The sequence below is a fragment of the Burkholderia sp. Nafp2/4-1b genome, assembly GCF_003635165.1.
Classification (GTDB): Bacteria; Pseudomonadota; Gammaproteobacteria; order Burkholderiales; family Burkholderiaceae; genus Burkholderia.
In genome coordinates this window covers 1-12,708 of the sequence record NZ_ML058626.1, presented here as the reverse complement: position 1 = coordinate 12,708, position 12,708 = coordinate 1, and the positions used below count along the sequence as shown (strand labels likewise).

Below are 12,708 nucleotides of genomic sequence, written 5' to 3'. Positions count from 1 at the left end.
GTTATTGTCCCGACGAAGAACGACGAAGCGCGAGCAAGTGCTCGAGCGAGAAAAGGATGATGGCGATCGCCGCGGGAATCGTGATCAGGTAGCGCACGCCTTCGGGCAGCCCGATGATCGGGATGTGGTCGCCCATCGTCTCGGCGGCCATGGTGCCGCAGCCGACCATGATCGCGATCGCGAACGCGATCAGGCTCAGGTGCTGGATCGCGATCACGACCGTGCGCGGGCCGGCCGACAGGCGCTGCACGAGCGAGTCGAGGCCGATGTGGCCGCCGTCGCGCACCTTCATCGCCGCGCCGAACATCGCGATCACGATCACCAGCAGCAATGCGATCGGCTCGACGAAATCGGGCGCGTCCTCGAACACGTAACGCATCACGACTAGTCCACAGCTTCTGGTAGTACGGCACCGAATCGGCCGCGGCCTTCCTGATCGCCGCCTGCTCCTGCGGCGACAGCGTGTCCCAGATCTTCTTCGAGAACACCAGCACTTCCGGCGTCATCGCGTGCTGCGTCTCCGAGTAGTCGGGCGCCACTTCGAAGTGCTTGGTTTCCTCGTACGACGGCAGGTTGTTTTCCGCTGCGTCGACGAGGCCCGTCTTCAGGCCCGTGTAGACCTCGGCGAACGGCATCGGCGTCGGCGTGCCGCCCATCGCCTTGATCTCGTCGACCATCAGGTCCGACGGTTGCACGCGCACCTTCAGCCCCTTCATGTCGGCCGGCGTGCGCACCGGGCGCTTCGCGTAGATCGAGCGCGCGCCGCTCTCGTAGAACGTCAGCGCGATCATCCCCTTCGCCGCGAACGCGTCGAGGATCTTCTGGCCGGCCGGGCCGTACATCGCCTTGCGGAAGTGGTCGACGTCGCGGAACAGGAACGGGAACGACGGGATCAGCCACTCCGGCACGATCTCGTTGAACGACGCGCCGTTCGCGCGCGCCATGTCGATCGCGCCGATCCGCACCTGGTCGACCGTGTCCTTCTCGGAGCCGAGCGCGCTGTTGCCGAACACCTGGTGCATACCCCTATAAGCACCCCTGTAGCGGGTTTTCGGCCGGGGACGTGGAACAGCCATACCCACACGACAGACTCGGGGCGAAACGTTTTCCGGAACCGGGAGTGCATTTGAATCGACACGGGGTTGTGTCGTTTTCCTGCTGCAGACCGCCGCCTTCCGTTTCCACTTACATTGTCATAGGATGACTGACCATATCGCGATCACGGGCCCGCGGCGCGGGCCGCCGCCTGCTTGCGTGCTGTCGCGGCGGGCACGAGCGATGCGTGCCCGCCGCGACACCCGAAACGCGACAGGAGGTGCGCGATGCAGACGAACAAACCGCAAGAAGGACAGCATCAGGATTCGTCGTTGAACCCGGGCGACGAAGGGCCGCCCGATGCGCCGGGCGTCGGCGAGGATGTATGCGGCGTGTGCCGCGGCACCGGGATGGTCGAAGGACAGCCGTGCACGGTGTGCGGCGGGACGGGGAAGGTGCTGCAGGGGATCGGTGGCGGCTAAGCCGAAGTCAGCGGGTACAAGCGCGGCTCGGTGACATCCGGCGCGCGCCGTCCGGACGGCAATACGTCGGATGCGAGCGCCTTCGGCGCTGGACCTGATCGTAACGTGGTGTTCGCGGAGTCGGGTAACCGAGTGCGCTCAACGACCCAGGCGTCGGTCTCGCAGAAACGTATTCAACTCGTTGCCCGCGTGTTCGATATGGCGCTTGAGCAACGACGACGCCGCGCGCGTGTCGCCCTTGCGGCACAACGCGACCAGTTCCGCATGTTCGGATTCGGCCACGTCGCGGGCGGCTTCCGACAGCGACAGCTGCACGCGTGTGTAACGGTCGGTCTGCTGCAGCAGCGATGCGACGATCGCCGCCGTCTTCGGCTGCTCTGCGCGCGACAGCAGCAAATGATGCAATTCGGTATTCAGTTCGCCCCAACGCCCCGACTGGCTCGCATGCAGCACGGCGCTGTATTCGTCGAGAATCGCATCGAGCCGCGCGAAGTCCTCGGCGGTCAGCTTCGGAATCGATTTTTTCAGCAGCACAGGTTCGAGCAGCGCGCGGAGTTCGAACAACTCGGTGATGTCTTCCGGGGATAGCTCCGAGACAATCGCGCCCTTGTGCGGCAGGATTTTCACCAGTCCTTCACTCTCGAGCTGCACGAGCGCTTCGCGCAGCGGGATGCGGCTGATGCCGAGCTCGGTCGCGAGCGCATCCTGGCGAAGCTGGTAGCCGTCGACATACTCGCCCGTCAGGATACGGCGGCGCAGTTCATTCGCAGCGGCTTCGGCGCGCGTGGCGTAGACAAGAGCAGGGCGTTTCTCGTTCATGTTGCGGTTCGGACGGGGGATGGCGGTCAGGCTGGCGCCGACGCGGCGGCGGGGATTGCATATTTTCTACAATATTAGCAGAGCGTCCCCAGCCGCCGCGCGGCGGTGGCGTGCAGCCACCGTCCGAGTGGTCGCGTGCACCCTAAGAGTCGAAATCCGGCGCTGGCCAACGCGCGGAAGGTGCGACGACAGGATGCGCACTGCCGTGAGCGGTGCGCATCCTTCGGGTGGCGGCAATCAATAGGCCGCGGCCTCTTCCGAATTCTGTTGTTCAACGGACGTCCTGGATTTCGCCACTGCCGTGATGAACAACATGGTGGCGATTCCACCGGCAATCAGTGCCGGGTAAGCGGCGAGAATCTGGACCAGCGAATACTTCCAGCTCAACGGGCGCCCGACGCCCAGCATTGCCGCGTAGAACCACGAGACGGCGGAAATCACGCCAGAGAAAATGGCAACCATGCGTCGTTCGAAGGAAAGCTTCAGCAGGGACCCCGCTTTCTCCAATGCCGGAAGAACCGCGGAGTGCAAAGCGATACCGTTGAAGGTCAGCAACGCGACGATGGCTATCTTGGCCTGCAGTTTGGGATTGCCGAGATATCCGAGACCCTGGGTCCGCATGTCGAACGCAATGATCGCGATGCCCGTGATCCAGAGAACCGTCAACGCCAACGAGACGGTGCGCTGCAGGCTGGGCAGGTGGCCCTGGTCAAAATCGGCAGATGCGTCTGAATCCAGCAGTCGCTTGACCATGGCGATGTCGCTGGTCAGCACGAGACCAATCGCGACACAGCAGGCGATGAGATGAATATAGACGATTCCCATTCGTACGAATTCCATTGTCTGTCCTTTATCGGCGCATTGCGCAAAAGTTAAGTTGTACCGCCGCAAATCTGGGCGAATTTCGGCTATACATTTAGGAATACGACGCAAATATCAAAGTTCGATCATGGATTCCGGTATCAAGCTGGATCCAGTTCGGCATGACATGAATAACTCGGCGAGCCCACTAAGGTGCGTCGGGTCCCCACGGGCCGCATACAGTCGAATCGATACCCATCGCGAGTTCGACCAATTGATCAAGCCCACACAGCGTGCAGACTTGTGGTGTCGGATGGCTGGCCATCCAGGCATTCGCATGCCGTGACTTGCAGAATGAAAGGTCGCCCAACTGCAGGGGTGCTGCTGAACGACCGGCGAAATTTAAAACGCCAGTTTCGACCGATCAACCCGACTTGTTACGAAATGCAAATAGCGTAACGACGGTCAAGCCGCATAACGGCAGGGTCGGACCCACGCGGGGTTTCCCCCGATACGGCGGATACGAAATTGTTCTGACCTGGATTCCGGCACTGATTAATGCGGCAGATTTTTTTACATTTGATGCCGCAAATAGTGAAGGGGTCGCAATTCATAATGAACATTGCGAAACTTTCAGTATGTAATAGTGAAATTTCTGCCGCGTGGATTAACGTCGAGCCTCGATTTATTCAGACGAAACCCTACGCCTGAGAACAAAAAAACCACCCTCGCGGGTGGCTTCCGTACCTGCGATCCGACTTCGACCGCCTGCGTCACACGCCGGTCCGCCGGCTTGCGTCGGCATCGACATCGCGCAAAGACTTGCCGCGCGTCTCCTTCGCGAGCCCCACGCACACGATCGAGATCCCCGCGGCGGCGACCAGGTACAACGCGATCGGCGTCGACGAGTGATAGCGCTCGAGCAGCGACAACCCGATCAGCGGCGCGAGCGACCCGGCCATCAGCGGCGCGACCTGATAACACAGCGACAGCGCCGTATAACGCACGTTGGTGGGAAACATCTCGGTCATCAGCGCCGAATACGGTGAATACGTCATCGATTCGATGAACAGCCCGAGCACGATCGCGGCCATGATGATCCAGTCGTTGCCGGTATCCATCATCGGGAACGCGACGAAGCCCCACCCGGCGGTCAACACGGCGCCAGTCAAATACACCGGCTTGCGGCCGACGATATCCGACAACAGCCCCATCATCGGAATGAAGAAGAAATGAATCGCATTGGCCGCGAACATCAGCTTCAAAATCCGCGTGGTATCAAAACCGACAACCAGCTTCAGATAAGTCAGCGAGAACGTGACGACCATGTAATACAGGATGTTCTCGGCAAACCGCGCGCCGATGCCGATCAGCACCTGTCGCCAGTGATACTTCAGCACGTGCCCCACGCGGAGCTGCTTTTCCTGCTTCTGCGCGCGGCGCGCCTGCGCTTCCTTGAAGATCGGCGCATCGTCGACCTTGCGGCGAATCCAGAAGCCGATCAGCACGACCACCGCCGAGAACCAGAACGCCGCACGCCAGCCCCATGCCAGGAAGTCGGCCTCCGACAGCGAGCTCGACAGCACCAGCAGGATGATGGTCGCGACCAGGTTGCCGGCCGGCACGCCGGCCTGCGGCCAGCTGGCCCAGTAGCCGCGGCGGTTGTCCGGACTGTGTTCGCTGACCAGCAGGATCGCGCCGCCCCACTCGCCGCCGAACGCGAAACCCTGGATCAGCCGCAGCGACACGAGCAGCACCGGCGCCCAGTAGCCGATCGCATCGAAGGTCGGCAGGCACCCCATCAGGAACGTGGTGATGCCGACGACGATCAGGCTGACCTGCAGCAGATATTTGCGGCCGAACTTGTCGCCGTAGTAGCCGAACACCAGCCCGCCGATCGGACGAGCAGCGAACCCGACCGCATACAACGCGAACGCGGCGAGCAGGCCGTCGATCGGATTGCCCGTCTTCTTGAAGAAGTGGGTGCCGAACACCAGCGCCGACGCCGTTCCATACAGGAAGAACTCGTACCACTCCGCGACCGACCCGACCATCGACGCCGCGACGACCCGCTTCAACTCCCGTTTCGATGCCGTGTCCTGCACGGCTGCCGGACTACCGGGCGAGACTGCCTCGCCGACCTGACTTGTCATCTCCGTATCTCCTCTCGTTGTCTTCCAATTCCCGTGACGGGGCGGTTCGCGAGTAAGCTCGCGCGATGGATTTTATACAATATTCAATACACAATCCACGTAATCTCAAAATGGTTTCGGCAGGCTGAGATGCGACGGGTAAGAAGGTGTTTGGGGACCAGGCGGGTGTGGGCGAGACGGGCGTTTTTGATCGGCGGAAAGCGCGACACGGGGCCGCCTGAGGGGCCCCGTTGGGCCACAAGCACCGCCCGGCGGAAGCAAGAAGCGCCGAAAGAACCAACGACCCCGCTTCATCGAAACTCCCGGCGATTCCCGTCAGAGCCCGCTGCGGCGCGGTTTCCCGCCCTCCCCGACACCCCGGCACGGCACCGTTCGTCATGCCCCTTTTATTTTATATTGTATAAAATATGCGAACTGACTAGAATGGCTTCCGTCGATGGCTGACTCTCGGGCGGAACCGGAGCCAACGCTTCGGCACCGAGGCAAACAAGAAGTGGCCAGCCGCCGTCCGGATCACGCGAAGTACCGACGAGACGGCGAGCACGCGCACAGCCCAAGCTGCCGGCAACGGCAGTTGACCCTATCTGAATGTGAGGAAACGAGATGAGCGACAACATTTTTACCGGCACCATTCCGGCCCTGATGACGCCGTGCACCGCTGACCGTCAGCCGGATTTCGACGCGCTGGTGAAGAAGGGCAAGGAGCTGGTGGCACTCGGCATGCGCGCGGTCGTGTACTGCGGCTCGATGGGCGACTGGCCGCTGCTGACGGAAGCGCAGCGCCAGGAGGGCGTCGCGCGTCTGGTCGAAGCCGGCGTGCCGACGATCGTCGGCACGGGTGCGGTGAACTCGAAGGAAGCCGTGTCGCACGCCGCGCATGCCGCGAAGGTCGGCGCGCACGGCCTGATGGTGATCCCGCGCGTGCTGTCGCGCGGCGCATCGCCGGCCGCACAGAAGGCGCACTTCGCCGCGATCCTGAACGCCGCGCCGAACCTGCCGGCCGTGATCTACAACAGCCCGTACTATGGCTTCGCAACGCGCGCCGACCTGTTCTTCGAACTGCGTCGCCAGCACCCGAACCTGATCGGCTTCAAGGAATTCGGCGGCGCGGCCGACATGCGCTACGCAGCCGAGAACATCACGTCGCAGGACGACAGCGTGACGCTGATGGCCGGCGTCGACACGCAAGTGTTCCATGGCTTCGTGAACTGCGGCGCAGCAGGCGCGATCACCGGCATCGGCAACGCGCTGCCGCGCGAAGTGCTGCAACTGGTCGACCTGTGCAAGAAGGCCGCGCAAGGCGACCCGGTGGCGCGCGTGCGTGCGAAGGAACTGGAAGCCGCGCTGGCCGTGCTGTCGTCGTTCGACGAAGGCTGCGACCTGGTGCTGTTCTACAAGCACCTGATGGTGCTGAACGGCGACAAGGAATACACGCTGCACTTCAACGAAACGGATGCACTGAGCGACGCGCAGCGCAACTACGCGGAAGCGCAGTACACGCTGTTCCGCAACTGGTACGCGAACTGGTCCAAGACCATCGCCTGAGCCATCGCCTGAGCGCTCACGCGCTGCACGACACGTGGCCATGAAGCGGCTGCGTGACCAACACGAAAAGCCACGGAGCGATCCGTGGCTTTTCGTCATTCATGCGCCGCGCTGCAACTGCGCGCGCGCCGGATCAGTGTTGCTGCACGGCCGCCCCGCTCGCGCGCTCCTGCTCGGTGATCTCCGTGCGGCACGCGCCGATCGCGTACAGCGCACCGGCCGCGACGAGCGCCGGCACCGCAAGCAGGCTGAACACGTCGCCGAAGCGCCAGCCGAGCCCCATCAGCATCGCGCCGGCGAACGCGCCGGCCACGCCGCCGATGCGCCCGATGCCGAGCATCCAGGCCACACCCGTCGCGCGGCAGCGCGTCGGATACAGGCTCGCGGCATAGGCCGACATCGACGTTACCGCGCTCGTCACCACGGTGCCGCACAGGAAGATCAGCGTGCCGAGCCACGCGGCATGCCCGATCGTGCGGCTCGCCACGAGCACCAGCAGCGCCGCCACGACATACGCACACACGATCGTGCGATTCGGATTGAAGCGATCCATCAGCCAGCCGACACCGAGATTGCCGAGCACACCGCCGAGCGGGAACAGCGACGTCATCAGCGCGCCGCCTTCGGCACTGAAGCCCGCGTCGCGCAGCAGCGTCGGCATCCAGTTGGTCAGCAGGTAATAGATCAGCAGCCCCATGAAGTAGGCCGCCCACAGCATCAGCGTGCGCGCACGGAACGACGCGGACAGCACCAGCGCGAGCGCGGATGCCCCACCCCCGTCGCTCACGCGCGCGCCGGCGGCAACGAACGTACAGTCGTCGAAGCGCTCGCCCGGCGCGATCCGCGCGAGGATGCGAGCGATGCGCGCCTGGGTGCCGTGGCGTGCCGCGAGATACTGCGCGGACTCGGGCAGCAGCACGACGAGTGCCACGGCCAGCACGATCGGTCCGATCCCGCCCGCGCTCAGGACGCTTTGCCAGCCGAAATGCGGAATCAGCCATGCGGACGTGATGCCGCCGATTGCGAGCCCGCACGAGAAGCCGCAGAACATCGCGTTGACGGCCACGCCGCGGATCCGGGCCGGCGCATATTCCGACATCAGCGTGACGGCGTTCGGCATCGCGGCGCCCAGGCCGAGCCCGGTCAGGAAGCGAAAGGCCGTCAGCGTCTCGATCGACTGCGCATGCGCGGACACCATGCTCCACGCGCCGAAGCAGGCCACCGACAGCACGAGCACGGTCTTGCGGCCGAGCCGGTCCGCGCACGGGCCGGCGGCAAGTGCGCCGATGCCGAGCCCGGCCAGCGCCGCGCTCATCACCGGGCCGAGCGCGCTGCGCGCGATGCCCCAGTCGTGTGTCAATGCGGGCGCGATGAAGCCGATCGCGGCCGTGTCGTAGCCGTCGGCGGCCACGACCAGGAAGCACAGGATCAGGATCAGCCACTGGCAGGGGGAAAAGCGCTCGGCGTCGATGAACGACTGCACGTCGAGCGTACGCGGTTGGGTTTTCATCGTGTGTCTCCTTCGGTCCGGACGCAAGACGGCGCCGACGCGCCGCAAGCGTGCGGACATCTCCATGAACATGTTGTGTTGTGAATCTGGCCTCGGGTCAACGAAGCCGTCAGCCGGGCGGTGAATCAGCGCTGTAGGCCGGCCAGCCGCCGTCGACGTTCAGCACGGTGCCGGTGACGTCGCTCGCCGCATCCGGTTCATCGTCGTGAGCGCTCAGCGCGTCAGGTACGCAAGGCTCGGAAACTCGACGCGGCGGATGATGCGGCTCTCCTGCGCGACGATCAGATGGCCCGATGCCTGCAGATACGCGGGCCAGTCCGGATCGGCATCGCGCGCGGTGCGTCGCGCGTCGTAATCGGCGATGCTGTCGTAGCCCCACAGATGGACGACCTGGTTCAACGCGCCGATGTCGCTCATGTAGAAGCCGACGGGTGCGCCGAGATACCTGACCTGGATCGGCATCGCGAGCCGGTCGAAGATCTCGATGAACTCCGCCATGCCGCGGGGGCGGATCGTATAGATGCGATGGTCGATGAATGCCTTCTCGGTAGTCATGGTCGGCTCCGGGTTCAGGCGGTCGCGCGTGCGTCGGCCGATTGCGGCGCGGCCGCGCGCCGCGTGGGTTCGGTGAGGGCGCTCAGGTCGGTCAGGTCGGTGAGCGCGATGAGCCCCGCGATATGGCGCGCGCTCAGGTAGCCGAACGTCATGATCGGACCGAGCGTGATCCCCGCGCCCGGATAGTTGCCGCCCATGATGCTGGCGCGATCGTTGCCCACCGCGTACAGGCCGGCGATCGGCCGACCGTCGGCGGCGAGCACCTGACCGACCGCATTAGTCCGGATCCCGTCGAAGGTGCCGAGATCGCCCATCACGACCTTCAGCGCGTAATACGGTCCGTCGCCGAGCGGCGCGACGCACGGATTCGGACGATGGTCGGCGTCGCCGAGATAGCGGTTGAACGACGTCGTGCCGCGGCCGAATTCGGGATCCTCGCCGCGCGCGGCATCGCGGTTGTAGCGCCGCACGGTCACCTCCAGGTTCGCCCCGTCGATGCCGGCCCGCTGCGCGAGCTCCGCGAGCGTGCGCCCCTGCACGAGATAGCCGTTGCGCAGCAGCGGCCCGAGCGGCACGGGGGCGGGCTTCGCGAAGCCGAGCCCGTATTTGCGGATCGTCGCGTGATCGCATACGAGCCACATCGCCGTCTCGGCGTCGTCGCGGCAGGCGGCGATCATCGCAGCGCCGACGTCGTGATACGAATTCGATTCGTTCGTGAAACGCGTGCCGCGACGCGTCACGCCGATGACGCCCGGCTTGTAGCGATCGAGCAGATGGGGAAACACGCCGAAGCGGCCGTCGCCGAGCGGCACGCGCGAGACGGGCATCCATGCGGCCGGCTGCGGATAGCGAATCTCCACGCGGCCGCCGGCGCGCTCGGCGAGCTTCGCGCCGTCGCCGGTGTTGCCGGTCGGCACCGGCGACAGATGCTCGCCGCCGCGTGCAACGTGCGGATACGCACGCGCGATTCGCGCGACGTCGTGCGAGAAGCCGCCGCTCGCGAGCACGACCGCACGGCGCGCGGTGATGCGATACGTCGCGCCGTCCGCGCCGACCGTCGCACCGACGATGCGCGCGCCATCCGCGATCAGCTCGCGTGCCGGTGTGTTCGTGAGGATCGGGATGCCGAGGTCCAGCGCGGACTTCGCGAGCCGTGCGGCCAGCGCGTTGCCGCTCGTGATCTGCACGCCACGCCGGTACAGCGCGAGATCCTTCAGATGCGCGGCAAGCCGCTTCGTCACGTACCACGCGGACTGAAGCGAGCGCGTCGCATTGAAGAAGTGCTTCAGGTCCGCGTTCGACGAATTGAACATCATCCCGATGAACGTAATGGTCTTCAGCGGCGGACGCAGGCGCTCGAGATCGCGGCCGAGCCGGCGCGCATCGTACGGTGCGGCAACGACCGAGCGGCCGATGTCGACGCCGCCGGGCACGTTCGGGTGATAGTCGGGATACAGCGTCGGCACGAATTTCACGTCCGTTTCGCGCTCGAAGAATTCGAGCATGCGCGGGCCGTGCTCGAGAAACGCGTCGATCGCCACGTCGTCGTGGAACGCGCCCGTTTCGCCGCGCAGATACGTGCGTGCCGCTTCGCGCGTATCCTGCACGCCGTTCGCGCTCGCATGGCGATTGCCGGGGATCCACAGCACGCCGCCGGAAAACGCAGTGGTACCGCCGAAGCACGCTTCCTTCTCGACGACGATCACGTCGAGGCCCGCGTTGCGCGCGGTAATGGCCGTGGACAGGCCGCCCGCGCCCGATCCGATCACGAGCAGATCGCACGTGACGTGCTTCGAACGCTGTTGATCGTTCATCATGTCTTCCTCCGTTTCCTGGAATGACCGCGCCGCCACGCCGTCGAGCTCGGATTTCGAGCCGCGCGTGCGGCACGGCAGGGTCGTCGAATCAACGTGCGACGGCGCCGGCTTCATAGCCGGGCCGCGGCACGAGATCCATCAGCATCGCGTCAAGGCCGCCATCGACCACCAGTTCCGCGCCGTTCACATACGCGGCTCGCTCGCTGGCGAGAAACGCGACGACGTTCGCGATGTCGTCGGGCCGGCCGATGCGGCGGCTCGCGGTCATCGCGCCGCGGCGCGCCTCGATGTCGCCGCTCGCATAGAACGACTCGGACAACGGCGTGCGGATCATGCCGGGGCACACGGTATTGCTGCGGATGCCGCGCGGCCCCCACTCCGCCGCCAGTTGCCGCGCCAACATCGCGACCGCTGCCTTGCTTGCGCTGTACGCGCCGCTATACGTCTGCGGGTGGCGCGCCGCGATCGACGCCACATGCACCAGCGCGCCGGAACCGCGCGCCAGCATCGCGCGCCCGAACGCCTGCGAACACAACATGTAGCCGGTCAGATTGACCTGCAGCATCGCGTTCCAGGCATCGAGGCCGATGGTCTCGATACCGCCGGCCCGCAACAGGCCGGCGTTGTTCACGAGGACGTCGGCGGGGCCGAAGTCGCGCTCCACGCGTTCGGCGGCCTGGGTCACGCTGGCGGTGTCGCCGATGTCGCAGCCGATCGCGACGACGTCGCCCCCTGCCGCACGCAGTCGCTCAGCGAGCGCGATGGTCGCATCCGCGTCGCGGTCGAGCAGTGCGACCCGTGCACCGGTCGCCACAAACGTTTCGACGATCGACGTGCCGATGCCCCCGGCCGCTCCCGTCACCACGCACACCTGTCCGTCGAGGCGAAGCCACCCCTGCTTGCGATTGTCTGCTTGCGATATCATTAGTCATCCTCTTTAAATAGGCTCGAAACGCGCCGACTGGATTCGTCACCTGCTACCCGGACGTCACGCGATGCGTCAAGTTCAGGCGCTACGTCGATGGGAAAAGTATAGAAGCGCGCACCGCGCGAAAATTGGACAAACGCCGCAAGCAACAGGACAATTTGTACACAGGAGGCCGCGCGGCATGAGGAAAATCCCTAACTACGATCTGTATGGCGAATCGGCGCGTCCGCCCTGGTACGACGCGTTCAACTTCGAATGGATACCGGAGCGCAGCCGGCCGAACGACTGGCATATCGCCGCGCACCGCCACGATGCGCTATTGCAGATTTTGTACATTCGCGGCGGGCATGGGCATGTCGTGATCGAGAGCGACAAGCACACGTTCGCGCCGCCGTGCCTCGTGCTGCTGCCCGCGCAGACAATCCATGCATTCGAGTTCTCGCCGCACATCGACGGCCTCGTGATCACGGTCGTGCAGCGCGCGCTGGAAACACTGGTCAAGACCGTCGCACCGGGCGCGCTGTCGATCCTGCAACGGGCGGCGGTGATTCCGGTCAAGGGGTCGGACGCGAGCGTGGCGATGCTGATGCCGCTGTTCGCGTTGCTCGAACAGGAATTCCGCAGCACGTCACGCGGGCGCGGCGCGGCGGGGATGGCGTTGCTGGTGGCGCTCGTCGTGCATATCGCGCGCGTGGGCGATCTCGCGGCCGCGCCGTCGCATGCAGGCACCGATCGGCGCGGCACCTTGCTGCGACGTTTTCGTGAACTGATCGACACGCATTTTCGCGAGCATCGACCGGTGGAATTCTATGCAGACCGGCTCGGCGTCACGGCTGCGCAGCTTGCGCGCGTCTGTCGGGAGGAGTTGGGGATTTCGACGACGGCGGTCGTCAACGCGCACCTGATTCGGGAAGCGCAACGCGATCTTGTCTATTCGAATCTGAGCGTGAAGCAGATCGCGCACGAGATGGGTTTTGCGGACAGCGCGTACTTCAGCCGTTATTTCCGCAAGCAAACCGGTGTGACGCCCGGCGAGTTCAGGGAATCTATATGAACGCGTCCC

11 protein-coding genes and 1 pseudogene are annotated in these 12,708 nt (G+C 64.7%); 3 read left to right on the top strand and 9 right to left on the bottom strand.

Going from position 1 to position 12,708, the window contains the following annotated elements; genetic code table 11:
• Position 1: 1 nt before the first annotated feature.
• Positions 2 to 379, bottom strand: coding sequence for a TRAP transporter small permease subunit (locus tag C7H84_RS31315; RefSeq protein WP_121862432.1), 378 nt, complete (start codon positions 377 to 379; stop codon positions 2 to 4).
• Positions 375 to 1,016, bottom strand: a pseudogene (locus C7H84_RS31310) (TRAP transporter substrate-binding protein); the annotation flags it as partial. The gene C7H84_RS31315 and the pseudogene C7H84_RS31310, both read right to left, overlap by 5 nt.
• A gap of 306 nt (positions 1,017 to 1,322) precedes the next feature.
• Between C7H84_RS31310 and C7H84_RS31305 the strand changes: the two are divergent.
• Positions 1,323 to 1,517 carry a hypothetical protein gene (locus tag C7H84_RS31305; RefSeq protein ID WP_121862431.1) on the top strand — a complete coding sequence of 65 codons (195 nt, stop codon included), beginning with the start codon at positions 1,323 to 1,325 and terminating at the stop codon, positions 1,515 to 1,517.
• 138 nt (positions 1,518 to 1,655) lie between these two features.
• On the opposite strand, the gene C7H84_RS31300 is transcribed toward C7H84_RS31305, so the two are convergent.
• The 3 genes from C7H84_RS31300 to abaF form a co-directional block, all read right to left on the bottom strand.
• Positions 1,656 to 2,336: a GntR family transcriptional regulator gene (locus C7H84_RS31300; protein ID WP_121862430.1), complete on the bottom strand. Its 681-nt coding sequence runs from the start codon at positions 2,334 to 2,336 to the stop codon at positions 1,656 to 1,658.
• A gap of 237 nt (positions 2,337 to 2,573) precedes the next feature.
• Complete coding sequence (locus C7H84_RS31295; protein WP_240462148.1) at positions 2,574 to 3,161, bottom strand: hypothetical protein; 588 nt, start codon at positions 3,159 to 3,161, stop codon at positions 2,574 to 2,576.
• Positions 3,162 to 3,910: 749 nt separating this feature from the next.
• The gene (abaF, locus tag C7H84_RS31290) at positions 3,911 to 5,290 is read right to left on the bottom strand and encodes a fosfomycin efflux MFS transporter AbaF (protein WP_121862428.1); all 1,380 of its coding nucleotides are present in this window, start codon (positions 5,288 to 5,290) and stop codon (positions 3,911 to 3,913) included.
• Positions 5,291 to 5,893: 603 nt separating this feature from the next.
• Here abaF and C7H84_RS31285 point away from each other — a divergent pair.
• Positions 5,894 to 6,835, top strand: a complete 942-nt coding sequence (locus C7H84_RS31285) for a dihydrodipicolinate synthase family protein (RefSeq protein WP_121862427.1) — start codon at positions 5,894 to 5,896, stop codon at positions 6,833 to 6,835.
• A gap of 133 nt (positions 6,836 to 6,968) precedes the next feature.
• Here C7H84_RS31285 and C7H84_RS31280 read toward each other — a convergent pair whose 3' ends face one another.
• From C7H84_RS31280 to C7H84_RS31265, 4 genes are all read right to left on the bottom strand, one after another.
• The gene (locus C7H84_RS31280; RefSeq protein WP_121862426.1) at positions 6,969 to 8,345 is read right to left on the bottom strand and encodes an aromatic acid/H+ symport family MFS transporter; all 1,377 of its coding nucleotides are present in this window, start codon (positions 8,343 to 8,345) and stop codon (positions 6,969 to 6,971) included.
• A 213-nt stretch (positions 8,346 to 8,558) separates the two neighbouring features.
• Positions 8,559 to 8,900: an NIPSNAP family protein gene (locus C7H84_RS31275; RefSeq protein ID WP_121862425.1), complete on the bottom strand. Its 342-nt coding sequence runs from the start codon at positions 8,898 to 8,900 to the stop codon at positions 8,559 to 8,561.
• 14 nt (positions 8,901 to 8,914) lie between these two features.
• A complete protein-coding gene (locus C7H84_RS31270; RefSeq protein ID WP_205611482.1) occupies positions 8,915 to 10,714 on the bottom strand; it encodes an FAD-dependent oxidoreductase in 1,800 nt (599 codons plus the stop codon).
• Positions 10,715 to 10,805: 91 nt separating this feature from the next.
• Entirely contained in the window at positions 10,806 to 11,639 is an 834-nt protein-coding gene (locus C7H84_RS31265) for an SDR family oxidoreductase (RefSeq protein WP_121862567.1), read from the bottom strand.
• Positions 11,640 to 11,826: 187 nt separating this feature from the next.
• Here C7H84_RS31265 and C7H84_RS31260 point away from each other — a divergent pair, with 187 nt between their 5' ends.
• On the top strand, positions 11,827 to 12,699 hold the full coding sequence (locus C7H84_RS31260; RefSeq protein ID WP_121862424.1) for a helix-turn-helix domain-containing protein: 873 nt from the start codon (positions 11,827 to 11,829) through the stop codon (positions 12,697 to 12,699).
• Positions 12,700 to 12,708 lie beyond the last annotated feature (9 nt).

Excerpts from the sequence above, each read along its gene's own strand:
- C7H84_RS31315 (WP_121862432.1), bottom strand. The coding sequence starts at position 379 with ATGCGTTACGTGTTCGAGGACGCGCCCGATTTCGTCGAGCCGATCGCA.
- C7H84_RS31305 (WP_121862431.1), top strand. The coding sequence starts at position 1,323 with ATGCAGACGAACAAACCGCAAGAAGGACAGCATCAGGATTCGTCGTTG.
- C7H84_RS31300 (WP_121862430.1), bottom strand. The coding sequence starts at position 2,336 with ATGAACGAGAAACGCCCTGCTCTTGTCTACGCCACGCGCGCCGAAGCC.
- C7H84_RS31295 (WP_240462148.1), bottom strand. The coding sequence starts at position 3,161 with ATGGGAATCGTCTATATTCATCTCATCGCCTGCTGTGTCGCGATTGGT.
- abaF (WP_121862428.1), bottom strand. The coding sequence starts at position 5,290 with ATGACAAGTCAGGTCGGCGAGGCAGTCTCGCCCGGTAGTCCGGCAGCC.
- C7H84_RS31285 (WP_121862427.1), top strand. The coding sequence starts at position 5,894 with ATGAGCGACAACATTTTTACCGGCACCATTCCGGCCCTGATGACGCCG.
- C7H84_RS31280 (WP_121862426.1), bottom strand. The coding sequence starts at position 8,345 with ATGAAAACCCAACCGCGTACGCTCGACGTGCAGTCGTTCATCGACGCC.
- C7H84_RS31275 (WP_121862425.1), bottom strand. The coding sequence starts at position 8,900 with ATGACTACCGAGAAGGCATTCATCGACCATCGCATCTATACGATCCGC.
- C7H84_RS31270 (WP_205611482.1), bottom strand. The coding sequence starts at position 10,714 with ATGAACGATCAACAGCGTTCGAAGCACGTCACGTGCGATCTGCTCGTG.
- C7H84_RS31260 (WP_121862424.1), top strand. The coding sequence starts at position 11,827 with ATGAGGAAAATCCCTAACTACGATCTGTATGGCGAATCGGCGCGTCCG.